Genomic DNA, 13836 nt, shown 5'->3' on the forward strand with positions numbered 1-13836 from the left:
TTACACGATTATACCGATTTCGGCGGCTGTAAGGCGCGCATGCTGTTCAGTACAGCGAGTACAGTAACTCCGACATCTGAGAATACGGCCTCCCACATCGTGGCAATTCCGAACGCTCCCAGCAGCAGGAAGACCGCTTTGACTCCCAGCGCAAAAGCAATGTTCTGCCAGACAATGGTCCGCGTCCGTTTGGCGATCCCGATGGCGGAAGCAATTTTGGAAGGCTCATCCGTCATGATTACAATATCCGCTGCCTCAATGGCCGCATCCGAGCCAAGTCCGCCCATGGCAATCCCGACATCCGCTCTGGCCAGCACCGGAGTATCATTAATCCCGTCCCCGACAAAAATGATCTTCTCCTTCGGTCCCTTTTCCCGCTCCAGCTGTTCAATCGCCGCGACCTTATCTCCCGGCAGCAGCTCAGCATGAATCTCCTGAATGCCCAGCTGTCTGCCGACAGACTCGGCTACAGGGGCAGCGTCACCAGTCAGCATAACCGTCTTGTGGATTCCCAGTGCATTCAGAGCCTGAATGGCCTTAAGCGAATCGTCCTTCACTTCATCTGCAATGACGAGATAGCCTGCGTAGCGCTTATCTACAGCAATATGAACGATCGTCCCGTACTCCTGCGGAGTTACGCTGGCAATCCCTTCACGCTCCATCAGCCGCGCATTCCCGGCCAGCACTGCCTTCCCCTCCACGGTAACGGCGATGCCGTGGCCGGAAATTTCGTTATAGCCTTTAATGGCTTCACCCGGAATAGCTTCGCCATAGGCTGCACGGATGGATTCCGCAATCGGGTGGCTGGAGTGGCTCTCCGCATACGCCGCTACCCGCAGCAGCTCCTGCTCGGTGAAGCCTTCTGCCGGAACATTGCCGGTCACGGTGAACTGGCCTTTGGTCAAGGTTCCTGTCTTATCGAACACAACGATCTTCACATCATTCAAGGCTTCCAGATAGTTGCTGCCCTTCACCAGAATCCCGTTCTTCGACGCGGCACCGATCCCGCCGAAGAACCCGAGGGGAATCGACACGACAAGCGCACAAGGACAAGAAATAACGAGGAAGACCAGTGCACGGTAGATCCAGTCCGAGAAGGTGGCTCCGCTCAGAATCAGCGGCGGAACCACTGCCAGCAGCAGCGCTGTTATAACTACGACCGGCGTATAGGCACGGGCGAATTTGGTGATGAAGTTCTCTGTCTTTGCTTTGTTATTCGTAGCATTCTGGACCAGCTCCAGAATCTGCGAGACTGCCGATTCACCGAAGTCCTTGGTCACTTCAATGGTAATCACGCCATTGCGGTTAATGAATCCGCTCAGCACCTGGCTTCCCGGCTGAGTGGAGCGGGGAACCGATTCTCCGGTCAGCGCCGAGGTATCCATCATCGCGCTGCCCTCCAGAATAATCCCGTCCAGCGGCACCTTCTCGCCGGGCTTAACTACGATGCTGTCTCCTACTCTAACCTCTTCAGGGGACACCTTACGCAGATTACTGCCTTCCTTCAGATAGGCAAACTCCGGCCGGATATCCATCAGCGCTGTGATCGAACGGCGTGAACGGTTCACCGCCATTCCCTGGAACAGCTCCCCTACCTGATAGAAGAGCATAACCGCAACGCCTTCGGGATATTCGCCGATGGCGAAGGCGCCGATGGTCGCAAGGGCCATCAGGAAGTTCTCATCGAACACCTGGCCCCTTACAATATTCCGGGCAGCGGCGAGGACGACCTCTCCGCCGACAATCAGATAGGCTGCCAGGAAGATCAGCAGCTCGGTGATCCCGCTGACCGGCAGGAACATCCCGGCCGCAGCAAGAATGGCACCACCGCCCAGCCGCATCAGGATGCGGCGCGTATCGCCCTCCCCATGCTCATGGCTGTGTCCGTGGCCATGTGATTCCTCCTGGCTGTGGTTATGCTCAGCAGCATGTGAATGCTGTTGCCCTTCTCCATGGGCATGCTCATGACCGTGCGGTTCGCCGTGGGTATGAACATGACCCTGTCCTTGAACCGCTACGCCGCGTACCTGAGCTGCCCCCTCCGCAGACAACGGCTTCTTGACCGCCCGTGAAGCTGGAACCGCACGCGGCTTCACATGCGGCTCCAGCTTGGTTACCGTATGCTCAGCCTGCTTCGCGATCTCATCCGCAGCAGCAGCTGTTGTCTCCAGTGTCATGGTCTTCGTCGCGAAGTTGACGGAGCAGGAGGACACGCCTTCAATCTTCTTGACCTTATTCTCGATCTTCATAGCGCAGTTCGCGCAGTCCAGCCCATCCAGGACCCACTTGCGCTTCACATTGTCTTCTACCGTACTCAAATGACTCATCTCCCTTGATCGTTCCTATATATGAGTATTTGTTCATATGTTAACTTACACCTATTATATTCCCCTGAATCATGCAGTGTCAATGCATTCAGCCCACAGATTGTGGCTAATTATGTACTGTGAAGAATCTGGATGCCGATGGAGTTATTTTGGACAAACTATTCTTCATCTATATAAAAAAGCTTGTAATTTGTCTGAGCTGGCCATAATATTAACATATGAGCAATCATTCATATGTTAATTGAAAAGGAGTCCTACCTAATGAACAATTCCAAAACCGATTCACATGCTCATTCGCACGCTGGCGGGCATTCGCATTCCCACTCCCATTCACATGCGCATTCCCACGCACCGGATAATAAGAAAGGCCTGCTGATCGCCTTAATTATCACCGGCGGTATTATGTTCCTTGAATTCTTCGGCGGCCTGTTCACCGGGAGCCTGGCTCTCTTGTCCGACTCGGGGCATATGCTCAGCGATACCGCCTCCCTTGCCCTTAGCCTTGTGGCCATGATTATCGCGGTGAAACCGGCATCCTCCAAGAACTCCTACGGCTTCCACCGGTTTGAGATTATGGCGGCTTTGTTCAACGGGGTGACCCTGTTTGTAATCTCCGGATTCATTATGTATGAAGCTTTCCAGCGCTTCTCCGCCCCTCCGGCGGTAGCCAGCGGAACGATGATGCTGATTGCCAGTGTCGGACTGCTGGCCAATCTCGTCAGCGCCTGGTCACTGATGCGCAAAAGCGGGGCTAAAGACAATATCAATATCCGCAGCGCTTACCTGCATGTAATCAGCGATGCTCTCGGCTCCGTCGGCGCGCTGGCGGCTGGACTGATTATGAACCTGTTCTCCTGGTATGTTGCAGACCCTATCATCAGTGTGCTGGTCGCCCTGCTCATCCTGCGCAGCGCCTGGGGCGTCATCAAGCAGGCCTTCCATATCCTTATGGAAGGAACTCCGCTTAGCGTGAATGCCGAAGAGGTCGAAAAGGCGCTACTTCAAATTGAAGGAGTTCAGGATGTGCATGACCTGCATATCTGGACCATCACCTCCGGCATGGATGCGCTCAGCGGTCATCTGCTGATCAGGGACGGGGTAAATACGGAGCAGGTGCTGCAGCAGGCACTTAAAATGGTGGAAGAGAATTTCGGCATCGAGCACTCCACACTGCAAATTGAGAATTCTGCTGTGAAGCACGGTCACCTTCCGGTCTGAGGAAGAGGTGGTAAGCGGGTAAGGGAGAATGAGAGAGTCCGAGGAAAATCTAACGATTCTGTATGCCTGCTGAATGTATGCTGTTTTCCACATACATTCGGCCACTTGCCCTCACAACGACCAATTGTATGCTGTTTTCCACATATATTCGAACCACTTGCCCTCACAACGACCAATTGCATGCTGTTTTCCATATATATTCGAACCACTTGCCCTCACAACGACCGATTGTATGCTGTTTTCCATATATATTTGGTTTATCGCACATCATAATATAAAAGGGGCTGCCCCAAGCCGTTACCTGACTTGGGGACAGCCCCTTTGCTATCATAACAATCTATTCATGCCGGATATGCTCATGGGTCTGCAGGAAGATCTGCTCCACATGCGCATCATTCAGCGAATAATATACGGTCTTGCCTTCCTTGCGTCGCTTCACAATCCGCAGATTGCGCAAATAGCGGAGCTGATGGGAGACTGCCGACTGTCCCATATCCAGTATGGAGGACAAGTCATGCACACATAGCTCCTGCTGGGATAACGCGTAGATCAGCCGAACTCTTGTCGGATCACCCAGTGCCTTGAACATTTCTGCCATCTTATCTGTGATCTCACGGTCCGGCAGAATCAAGGCCATAGATTCCGGTTCCAGTTCGGAACCATTACAGGTGTTGTCGCATTCTTCAAGTGCCGCTGGTTCCATGCTCCCGCCCTCCTCCATATGCTCATCCGGTGTCACCGGCGCTTAATAGTATCTTCTACGATTAATTATAGAAAAAATGGCGTCCAATGTCCATTGAGAAGAAAATACGGGAGGGAATTCACTTAAACATGCGGCGATGTATAGCCTATCCATCAGCGAGATCAGCTAGTATGATCAGTTTCGTTCGGGTTCGCTTCGAACCTACCATAATCACCTACGTAAATAATTCGTGAACCCTAACATAGGATTAGTTTTAACATTTCCCGCCAGCCGCATTCCGATACCTGCTAACCTTATACCGCCTTACGCCAAAAGGCTATCAAGCCAGCACCCAGGAACAGAAGCAGGCTCCCCGCCACGACAATCATCAGGCTCTCCAGCGGCAGGTTGAAGGCGCCGAACCGTTCTTCGCCGAAGGGGGACATGGCCAGCACCGGCTGTACCCATGGATAATAAGGACCGTAGGTGGAGGAGTTGGCAATCAGTATATTGGGAATGGTGAAGCAGACATTCAGCGCAAGCGGGGCGCCGAAGCTGCTCCAGCCTTGAGATATCGCCAGTTGCAGTGCAGCCAGCGGCAGGCAGGCAAACCAGCCTCCGAACAGGCTGTTCAGCAGCAGCCCCCAGGGAACTCCCCCTTCTGCACCCCGATACCATCCCACTCCCAGAACCCCTGCAAGAAACAGCAGCTGAACCGCACCCAGCAGCGCTACAATTAATGCATATTTGGCAAAATAGACGGAGGTCCGTGTAACCGGAAGCGCCAGGAGCTGCTTCCAGCCGCCGTCACTATGCTCATTGCGGCAGATTAAAGCGGCGAAGAGTCCAGAGAGTACCGGAAGAAACAGCAGCGCATGTACCGCTGACATTGTGCTCAGCAGAACCTGCCAGGTTATCACCCTATCCTCTTGCATGTCCGAAAGCGCGCCTATCGGCAGGGAGATCAGCGGACTGAGCAGAATTAACAGCCAGGTGCGGAATCCGGCTATCTTCATACACTCCGCAGACATTATTCGCAGAAAAGTCCGCATATTCAGTCCACATCCTTTCGCGCGAAATGTATGGCTCCAGGCAGGATTACCAGGAGTCCAAGCAACAGGCCGGCTCCGCTGAACAGCCAAGGACGCGGATCACTCCAGGCTAAGACCGGCCAGGAGAGCGGGAACCATTCCGTGAAGTACACACCGAACGGGCTGACCAGCGACAAGGTCAATCCCACCGATACCGGAAGGGTCTGGTTCCGGCTGGATAGAGACAGCCACAGCTGGAGTGCAATGACAGGCATGGCCGCAGCATAAGCGGCGAAGCCCATCCGCAGGACATCTGCAAGCGGTATCGGCTGAGCGCCGAATCCGAGCAGCAGTCCGAGAATGACGGTTCCCGCCGACAGCAGCAGGCAGGACACGACAAGCAACAGCAGGCAGAGCAGCAGCTTCGCCATGAACACAGCCGTACGGGAGACAGGCAGCGCCAGAAGCTGCTTCCAGGCGCTGGTCTGATGCTCGACATTCGCAATCAGAGAGCAGATCAGTGTGCCTCCAAGATAGAGAGCAATCGGTACGAAGGGGATGATCTCACTGAGCAGGCCACCCCACAGGTCCTCCCGGTACTGCCCGCGAAGATAGTCATAGCGGAGGCCGAAATTCAGCCCCTGCATGGCGATAAGACCCAGCGGGCCGAGGAAGGCGAGGAACCAAATGCCTTTGCCGCGGATCTTAAGCCAGTCCGCCGACAGCGCACGCCACATCATAGCTCCCCTCCCCCAACCACCTGCAGGAAGAATTCCTCCAGAGATTGCCTGTGCTCCTCCACCCTGTAGATTGCGTGACCCTCCTCGACCAGCTCTTTGACCAGCAGCGATACTCTCGCATCACTCATCCGGGGCAGGACCAGCCGACCATCCTGCAGCTCGCCGCCGCAGCCGCGCCGCACCGCCGTCATCAGCGCAGTCTCCGGCTCGGATAAAGCCAGACGCAGATGGCCGGCCGCCTGCTGCTGGAGATGGGCAATGGTATCCTGATAGACCATCTGCCCCTCGCGGATAATGCCGACCGTACCGGCCATTTGCTCAATCTCGCTCAGCAGATGGCTGGATACCAGCACCGTAATGCCCTGCTCTCCAGGCAGCCGCTTAATCAGGGAGCGGATCTCCTGTATGCCTGACGGGTCCAGTCCGTTGGTCGGCTCATCGAGAATCAGCAGCTCCGGGCTGCCCAGCAGGGCTGCCGCAATCCCCAGCCGCTGCTTCATGCCCAGCGAGAAGCCCTTGACTGGCCGCGTCTCCTCCCCGGTAAGCGATACGATCTCCAGCACCTCGGCAATACGCACCTTGGGCACACCCAGAATGCGGCGGATCGCCTCCAGGTTGTCCCATGCACTCAGATGCCCGTAGTAGGACGGCGATTCCACCAGCGAGCCTACCTTGCGCAGAATCTGCATCCGGTTCGCACGCAGCTCCTTGCCGAAGATTTCAATGCTGCCGGAGGTCGGCTTGATCAGGCCGAGCAGCATGCGGATGGTTGTTGTCTTGCCGGCACCGTTCGGTCCGAGGAAGCCGTATATTTCCCCTTTTGTAATATTGAGATTCAGGTTCTTCACTGCCGCACGGCCGCGGTATTCCTTAAGCAGATTTCTTGTCTCTATCACTGTATCCTTCATTCTCTTCACCTCGGTAACAGCATAACGCCCCAAGGTTAAAAGCACGGAAGCAGCAAGTTTAAATTTAGTTTAAATTGTAGAAACGCCCGGCTTCCAGATCACAACCTCGGTCCCCTTCGCCGTGTTCTCCATGCTCCATTCCAGGTCCATCCGTTTCAGCAGCAGATCGACAATCGACAGGCCCAGGCCGGCTCCTGCGGAGTCCGTGCTTTGCGCAAGGCCGCCGCCGTGATCGGAGATGATAATCACCCGGTTGCCCTCACGGATCTCCGTAAGTATTCCAACATATAATCCGCTGCGCGCATGACGCAGAATGTTCTGGAACAGATTATCCAGCACTCTGCGGAACCAGCTGTCATCGATCTCCCAGTACAGCGGCGCTCCCTCCAGATCAATCTCGATCTGGTACCCCTCCTTCTCCCACACCGGATACCAGGCGGCGGCGCTCTCCCGCACCAGTCTCAGCACATCCCGGCGTTCCGGGTGCAGCGCAATGCGTCCGCTGTTCAGCAGATTGTAGGACAGCAGGTTCTCAATTAGGATGCCAAGGCTCTCAATCCGCTGATCCATCAGCTCAAGGGAGGACTGGCCGTGCGGTGACAACGGCTCCTTGCCCAGTACATGGAGGTGGCTGCGAATGACGGTCAGCGGAGTCCGCAGATCATGCGACAGATCGGCCACCAGCCGCTTGCGCAGCGCCTCTTCTTCCGCCTCTCTGGCACGGCCTGCCTTAAGCTCTGTCACCATGGTATTGAATGCTTCCTCCAGACGCCCGATCTCATCCGGCTTCCCCGGCGGAACAATCTGCGGCAAGCCCTCCTGCCCGGTGAACACCATAGCGGTCTGCAGCCGCAGCAGTCTTCTGCGGATCATGATGAAGAAGAACCAGGAGCTGGTGATGAACAGCAGGAAGAACACCAGCATGGCAATCGTATACCATTTATCCAGTCCTGCCGCATATTTGCTTTCCGTAATATCCTCAGGAATCTGCATGACCATGAAGCCCTCTGCGGCCTCTGCCCGGTCTCCTATAAAAGCGACAATCGCCAGCGGCTTCAGCGCCGCACTGTCCTTCATGAAGGATACCGCTTCAGCTGCGCTCCACTGGGAGGGAACAGCCGGAGCCTCTCCCGTCAAGAGCAGCGGCGGTCCTGAAGGCTCTGTCACCAGCTGTGTTGTGCCCGCAGGATCGACCCAGAATATTCTCGACAGCGGATAGGCTTCGCTTAAGGCCGACAGCCGCTTGGTAATATCCGCCGGGGGTTCACCAAGAAGCTTGCGCGCTTCCTCATGCCACAGAATCTCCAGCTTATCTATACTGGAATACTGTTCATACTCCTTGGGTGGACTTGTATGAGTAGCCCCCGCGAAGATGCTGTATACGGCAATCGTCAGCGGAATAACAACCGGCACGAACAGCAGTGCAGCTACAATAATCAGCAGATAACGAAAAAGCAGCGAACGGTGCAGCAACTGGAAACTCCCTGCCCCTTTCACCCTCTCACCCGGTAGCCGATCCCCCGGACCGTCTCAATAATCTCCGGCGCGGCCGGATCAAGCTCCAGCTTCTCGCGCAGATAACGGATATGTACCATCAGCGTCTTGTCGCCTTCGATATAGCTCTCCCCCCAGACCGCCTCATAGATCTGCTCCTTGGTCAGAATCTGGCCCAGATGCCGCAGCAGATAAGAGAAGATCTGAAACTGCTTACCGGTAAGCATAATTTCCCGTCCGGTCGCAGCTTCAGTGACCACACTGCTCCCCGGTATGACAACCAGATGCTTAAGGGTCAACTGAGCGGGCGCGGCAGCGCCGCTTCTTCTCAGCAGAACCTCGATTCTCGCCGCCAGCTCATCGGGATGAAACGGCTTGGTCAGATAATCATCCGCGAAGTCCAGCCCCTGAAGCTTATCGTCAATGGAGGTGCGCGCCGAGAGCATCAGAACTGGCAGCTCCGGATAAGCCCGCTTCAGCCGCTGGCCGACGGTGAAGCCGTCCAGCCCCGGCAGCATCACATCCAGAATCGCAAGCTGGCAGCCCTCTGCAGCTTCAAGCGCCCCGTCTCCGCTCTCCAGCCAGCGCACAGCATATTCCCGTTCCCGCAGATCTGCAGCTACGACACTGCCGATCTCCCGGTCATCTTCTACGTACAATAGGGTTACACTCACGTTGTTCTCCGTCCTTTCTTTCTTCAACTGGCAAAACAAATCCCCGGATACCGGCAGTCTTGAGGTCTGCCGGTATCCGGGGAGAATCATACTTGCTGTTCAGGCCGTAATTCCGAACCTTCCCGGCGGCTTATCCTCCGGCAGCCCGAACAGATAGCCTTGTCCCAAGTCCATACCGAGATCACGGCAGATCAGGAATTCCTCACGGCGTTCAATGCCTTCGGCCAGCAGGCTTGCACCGAATTCTCCGGCCCTGGAGATAATCTCCCTAAGCATCCGCTGCTTCCCCTCATCCCGGTCACAGAAGCTGATCAGACTACGGTCAACCTTGACATAATCCGGCTGAAGGAGGGACATCAGCTCTAGCGTGGAGTAGCCCGCGCCGACATCATCCAGCGCAACGCGCATCCCCTGCTGGCGGTATTCAGCGAAGATGGCGCGCAGATGGGCAATATCGCTGATCTGCTCGGTCTCCACAACTTCAAATACATAATCCTCCGGGTCCTGGTCCAGCCTCCGGATCGCCTCGAAGGTATGGGTCAGACAATACTTGGGATTATAAATAGAAGAGGGCAGGAAGTTAATGAACCGCTTGATGCCCTTAGGCAGCAGCTTACTGCCGGTCTCGATCGCCGAGATCCGGGCGGCCCGGTCAAGGAAGGAATGAAATCCTGTCCGCCGGGCAATCTCAAACAGCTCATAGGGCTGAAAATAACTGCCCTGGGGCAGCGGGCGCAGCAGAAATTCAAAGCCGACAATCTCCTCGCTGAAATTCACAATCGGCTGCATGTGGCTGCAAAAATCATGGCTCATAATGATGGACACCAGATTCTCGTTAGCGAAGCGGACCTTCAGCTGATCGAAGGTCAGCCACCGGTCCGGAGCCGCAGGAGCACCTTTGCTCTTAACGCATACGGATAAGGAGTCCGCTATGTCCTTAGCCGCCACAAGCATTTCTATAAGCTTCAACAGCTCTTCCTTACTATGATATGGAATGATACAGGTCTTGCTTGTCTGAAATACTTCATAACCGGCATTCCGGATGGCAGCAGCCAGCGGATCAGAGCAGGGGCGGAGCTTCAGCTCCCCTTGATCCTCAATCGGGTCGATGTCAGCACAATCAACACAGTTCATGGCAATCCCCTCCGCCTCATGATGTCGATAACCTGAGGTCATTATATCATGATTCCTCCGGCACAATCCGAAAAGCAGCAGCAGAAAGGGCCCCCTATGAACCATGAAGGTTCCTAAGAGGCCCGGATTGCCGGACTATATAGTACTTAGGCTTAGGCGGAACTTATCCGTTACCGGCCACTGCCATCCTTTTACCGGAGACAACCGCTTAAGACTGCCATACCCCGTGCTCACCGTTCTTGCCCATATATTCAATCCGCGAAGGGGACAGCTCAAGAATGACATAATCGGGATCATCCGGTCCCTTGAACCATTTCTCCAGGGATTCATTCCATACCTTAGAGCGCAAGCTATCATCCTTCGTCACAGCAACTGTAGCTTCAATCTCCAGTACATCCTTACCGCCGCCCTGTTCATAGCCAAGCAAGAGACTAGCATTCGGATTATCCTGAAGCTCTTCTACCTTATGAGTCTTGCGGTTAGTTGCCAGATAGATGGACAGTCCGTCATGAAATATCGCCATGTAACGCACCTTAGGCTTGTTACCGGCCTCAATCGTGCCGAAGGAACCGAACCTGTTATCGTCCAGCACCTGTATGATTGTTTTCTCCAGCTCTTTGTTATCCATTGACGTCACAGCTCCCTTCAAATTCATGTGAATATAAGTTTATATATTCACGTCCACGGTTTGGATTTATGATTAACCTGTGCCTAATATAGTGTACCCTTCCCGTTCATTCTGAATCCCGCCATCTGTTCATAAATTGATTCATAAGGAGTCTTATTCTTGAAAAAACTAATCTGGATCGGCTGTCTCTCCTATTTCGTAATCGGCCTCGCCCATGTCGTCCTGGGCTCCATTCTTCCAGTGCTGCTCCAGCATTATGACCGCAGCTACAGTGCAGGGGGCGAGCTGATCTTCAGCCAGTTCGCGGGCTTCCTGGCCGGCGTACTGGTCTCGCCGCTGCTGAACCGGCGGTTCGGCAAGCGCGGCGGCATTCTGATTGCCACCGGCCTGCTGTTCAGCGCCGAGATTACCTACGCCTTCCTCCCGCCCTGGGGCTGGATGTACGTAATTGCCGTAGCCGCAGGGTTCGGCTTCGGGATGATCGAAGCCGTCATCGGCACGATTATTATAGCCGCAGTCACCGAAGGAACGGCGGTTGCCATGAGCCGGCTGGAGGTGCTGTTCGGTGTCGGGGCGCTGCTCATGCCGCTGGCGGCCAGTCCGCTGATTGCCGCAGGGCAGTGGAGGCTGGCCTTCCTGATCGTTGCCGCCTTCTCCCTCCTCTCGCTGCTCTTCTGGGCGAAGAGCAGATTCGGCCCGCTGGACAGCGCGCTGAATGAGCGGCCTGCCCGCCCTGACCGCGCTGCGGCAGCGGAAGCGGGAACCACCAGACGGTTGTCCTTGCCCTACAAGGGCAAGCAATGGGTCGTGCTGGGCTTGTTCATTCTGTTCTTCTTTCTCTATGTAGGCACTGAGATGAGCCTGGTGAATTTCATGCCGGCGATCTTCATTGCGAAGCTGGGCATGAGCGAGGCCGCGGCTGCACTCACGGTGACCTTCTTCTGGCTGGCCATGTCGGCGGGCAGACTGTTCGCCGGTGTCATCGCCGAGAAGATTTCCTACCGCATCTATGTGCTCGTCAGCTGCTTTGCCGCTTTGCTGCTGCTCGTTATTTTCCCGTTCGCCGGTCACCGGCTTGCCGCCTTTGCGATCATCCTGCTGCTTGGCCTGTTCATGTCCGGCATCTTCTCGATCGCGCTGGTCTTCTCCAGCAAGCTGCTGCCCGGCGCGGAAGAATCCACGCCCAGCATTATGATCGCCTCCGGCGGAATTGGCGGCGCAGTGCTGCCGCTGCTGACCGGCTGGTCCATGGATCATCTGCAGATCGCCCAGACCTCAGGACTTTTGGCCGCTTTTGCCGCGCTGTTATTCGTGCTGAGCGTAACCGCCTGGAGAATTGGGTAATTGAAGCTACAAGGTCCGTATTCTGCGAATAAGGATGGAACCCACCCATGGCTATACCGCATTCCGAGCCCACTCTGCATACCGCCTTGCTGCAATTCATTTTCCCCTTTTCGATGAAGGCGGAAGTCGATCAAGAGCTGATTGAGAGTCTTCAGGAGGATGGATTTACGCGTTTTTTTCTGGAGAACAAAGAACTGGAGCAGGCCTATTACGGAGAGAATCACTGTGTATCCCATGAGACAATGGAGCGCAGCTATCTTCCGTTTGCCGCTCATGTCTTGTTTCCGCGTGAGAAGGACAGGGATTCCTTCCGCCGCTTTTCCCGGGTGAACGATCTGCTGTGCGGGCTGAAAATGCCCTTCCGGACGGTTCCCTTCCGCGTGCTGTCAACCGATGTGTTCCTCTGCCCGTTCGAGCTGGGCTTCCTGACGGTAAGAGTGGCTATTGAGGAGGAGAATCTCCCCTTCAGCATGGTGCTGGAATTCGCCGACCGGTTCCGCAACCTGGAGGATGTGAGTGTTCAGGATGAGCATACCTTCATCCATTGTCATAAGAAGTCTTTTGCCCGGGTGGAGGACTTCGTGTTCAGGCATCTGGCAGCCGGGCTGGAGCCGTATCTCGATCCTGCGGAGACGAATGGCAATTATTTCGAGACCCTGCCCTTCTTCGTCGATGAACGGATGCTGGTGCAGGCCTTCTACGGCGTTAATCTCCCTGAGGATGAGGAAGAGATCAGTGTCGAAATGCTCTACCGTGCCTCTCAGGTGGATGGTCTGACCATCGACGGCAGCCCCTACATGAGTGCAAGTGATCCAGACTATATCAAGCAGTACACCCGGGAGCATTGCTATAGCCGCTGGGGGCCGGACACCTACTATATGACCAATGAGCAGACCTTCTGCTGCGTGAGCCGGGCTGAGCCGGAGATTGCCGCCAACCTGATCAGCCAGATGTACGGCGAATATTATTACGGAATGCTGCTGAGTATTTTTCATAAAATCGTGCTGCTGAAGCTCGCCAACCTCCACTCCCGGCTGCGCATCAACCACGACAACGACGAGATCGAGAATCTGATCTTCCTGATCAACAAATTCTCGGCCAAATTCTACTTCCTGGAGCTGATTTCGCAGTCGCAGGGGCGGGAGATTTTTTTTCAGCTGCGTAAGGTGTATGGCAATGATGCCCTGTTCGATGAGGTGAAAATGACCCTGAATGACCTGTTCCAGTACCAGGACAAATTCCAGGCCAAACGGCGGGATACGCTCCTGATGGTGCTCACGGTATTCACGGTCATCAGCGGGATATACGGGATGAATCAGGTCATCGAGGATCTGAAGGGCCAGATCGACTGGAGCAAAATGCTGGAGTACTCCGCGTTCGAGTATCTGGCTCTGTTCCTGACCTTCTCGGGGATCACCGTCAGTGTCGGCTTAACGCTGAGAGAGATCTGGAACGGCATCCGCAGCCGCCGCAAGAAGCGGCATTATACGAGGGATTAAGACACATCCGAATAGGATAAGCAAAATAACAGCGATGCTTCCGCCAGGGGAGTATCGCTTTTTTTGGTACTCATTCAGAGATCTTGTGAGTGATTCGTCTGTCATCCAGCGTAGTAACCAGTAGTTAGACATAATCAGCACTATGCTTCCACCTGAA

12 protein-coding genes are annotated in these 13836 nt (G+C 55.0%); 3 read left to right on the forward strand and 9 right to left on the reverse strand.

All coding sequences use genetic code 11. The features are described from left to right. Window positions 1-8: 8 nt before the first annotated feature. Window positions 9-2318, reverse strand: a complete 2310-nt coding sequence (locus MHH78_RS00260) for a heavy metal translocating P-type ATPase (RefSeq protein ID WP_341166267.1) — start codon at window positions 2316-2318, stop codon at window positions 9-11. A gap of 270 nt (window positions 2319-2588) precedes the next feature. On the opposite strand from MHH78_RS00260, the gene MHH78_RS00265 reads away from it, so the two are divergent. Further along, entirely contained in the window at window positions 2589-3545 is a 957-nt protein-coding gene (locus tag MHH78_RS00265; protein ID WP_341166268.1) for a cation diffusion facilitator family transporter, read from the forward strand. 337 nt (window positions 3546-3882) lie between these two features. On the opposite strand, the gene MHH78_RS00270 is transcribed toward MHH78_RS00265, so the two are convergent. The 8 genes from MHH78_RS00270 to MHH78_RS00305 all read right to left on the reverse strand — a co-directional run bounded on the left by MHH78_RS00270 (window position 3883) and on the right by MHH78_RS00305 (window position 10836). Continuing rightward, window positions 3883-4248 (reverse strand): ArsR/SmtB family transcription factor, encoded by a 366-nt coding sequence (locus MHH78_RS00270; RefSeq protein WP_036732785.1) that lies wholly within the window; start codon window positions 4246-4248, stop codon window positions 3883-3885. A gap of 293 nt (window positions 4249-4541) precedes the next feature. Further along, window positions 4542-5279 (reverse strand): ABC transporter permease, encoded by a 738-nt coding sequence (locus tag MHH78_RS00275; RefSeq protein ID WP_341166269.1) that lies wholly within the window; start codon window positions 5277-5279, stop codon window positions 4542-4544. Between the two features lie 2 nt (window positions 5280-5281). Beyond that, window positions 5282-5998, reverse strand: coding sequence for an ABC transporter permease (locus tag MHH78_RS00280; protein ID WP_341166270.1), 717 nt, complete (start codon window positions 5996-5998; stop codon window positions 5282-5284). After that, window positions 5995-6906 (reverse strand): ABC transporter ATP-binding protein, encoded by a 912-nt coding sequence (locus MHH78_RS00285; protein WP_341166271.1) that lies wholly within the window; start codon window positions 6904-6906, stop codon window positions 5995-5997. The genes MHH78_RS00280 and MHH78_RS00285 overlap by 4 nt, the downstream gene beginning before the upstream one ends. Window positions 6907-6975: 69 nt before the next feature. After that, a complete protein-coding gene (locus MHH78_RS00290; RefSeq protein WP_341166272.1) occupies window positions 6976-8379 on the reverse strand; it encodes a sensor histidine kinase in 1404 nt (467 codons plus the stop codon). Between the two features lie 20 nt (window positions 8380-8399). Further along, window positions 8400-9074 (reverse strand): response regulator transcription factor, encoded by a 675-nt coding sequence (locus tag MHH78_RS00295; protein ID WP_036732799.1) that lies wholly within the window; start codon window positions 9072-9074, stop codon window positions 8400-8402. Window positions 9075-9173: 99 nt separating this feature from the next. Then, window positions 9174-10208 (reverse strand): EAL domain-containing protein, encoded by a 1035-nt coding sequence (locus MHH78_RS00300; protein WP_340978331.1) that lies wholly within the window; start codon window positions 10206-10208, stop codon window positions 9174-9176. A gap of 208 nt (window positions 10209-10416) precedes the next feature. Then, window positions 10417-10836 (reverse strand): pyridoxamine 5'-phosphate oxidase family protein, encoded by a 420-nt coding sequence (locus MHH78_RS00305; protein ID WP_339221824.1) that lies wholly within the window; start codon window positions 10834-10836, stop codon window positions 10417-10419. A gap of 159 nt (window positions 10837-10995) precedes the next feature. Here MHH78_RS00305 and MHH78_RS00310 point away from each other — a divergent pair, with 159 nt between their 5' ends. Next, window positions 10996-12180 carry an MFS transporter gene (locus MHH78_RS00310; RefSeq protein WP_340978330.1) on the forward strand — a complete coding sequence of 395 codons (1185 nt, stop codon included), beginning with the start codon at window positions 10996-10998 and terminating at the stop codon, window positions 12178-12180. Between the two features lie 47 nt (window positions 12181-12227). Continuing rightward, a complete protein-coding gene (locus tag MHH78_RS00315; protein ID WP_341166273.1) occupies window positions 12228-13679 on the forward strand; it encodes a hypothetical protein in 1452 nt (483 codons plus the stop codon). The last annotated feature ends 157 nt before the right edge of the window (window positions 13680-13836 follow it).

The organism is Paenibacillus sp. FSL H3-0333 (assembly GCF_038002805.1).
GTDB classification, from domain to species: Bacteria; Bacillota; Bacilli; order Paenibacillales; family Paenibacillaceae; genus Paenibacillus_AQ; species Paenibacillus_AQ silagei.

What these genes read in the sequence shown, in the direction of transcription:
- MHH78_RS00265 (WP_341166268.1), top strand. Translation starts at nt 2,589, where the DNA reads ATGAACAATTCCAAAACCGATTCACATGCTCATTCGCACGCTGGCGGG.
- MHH78_RS00270 (WP_036732785.1), bottom strand. Translation starts at nt 4,248, where the DNA reads ATGGAACCAGCGGCACTTGAAGAATGCGACAACACCTGTAATGGTTCC.
- MHH78_RS00275 (WP_341166269.1), bottom strand. Translation starts at nt 5,279, where the DNA reads ATGCGGACTTTTCTGCGAATAATGTCTGCGGAGTGTATGAAGATAGCC.
- MHH78_RS00280 (WP_341166270.1), bottom strand. Translation starts at nt 5,998, where the DNA reads ATGATGTGGCGTGCGCTGTCGGCGGACTGGCTTAAGATCCGCGGCAAA.
- MHH78_RS00285 (WP_341166271.1), bottom strand. Translation starts at nt 6,906, where the DNA reads ATGAAGGATACAGTGATAGAGACAAGAAATCTGCTTAAGGAATACCGC.
- MHH78_RS00300 (WP_340978331.1), bottom strand. Translation starts at nt 10,208, where the DNA reads ATGAACTGTGTTGATTGTGCTGACATCGACCCGATTGAGGATCAAGGG.
- MHH78_RS00305 (WP_339221824.1), bottom strand. Translation starts at nt 10,836, where the DNA reads ATGGATAACAAAGAGCTGGAGAAAACAATCATACAGGTGCTGGACGAT.
- MHH78_RS00315 (WP_341166273.1), top strand. Translation starts at nt 12,228, where the DNA reads ATGGCTATACCGCATTCCGAGCCCACTCTGCATACCGCCTTGCTGCAA.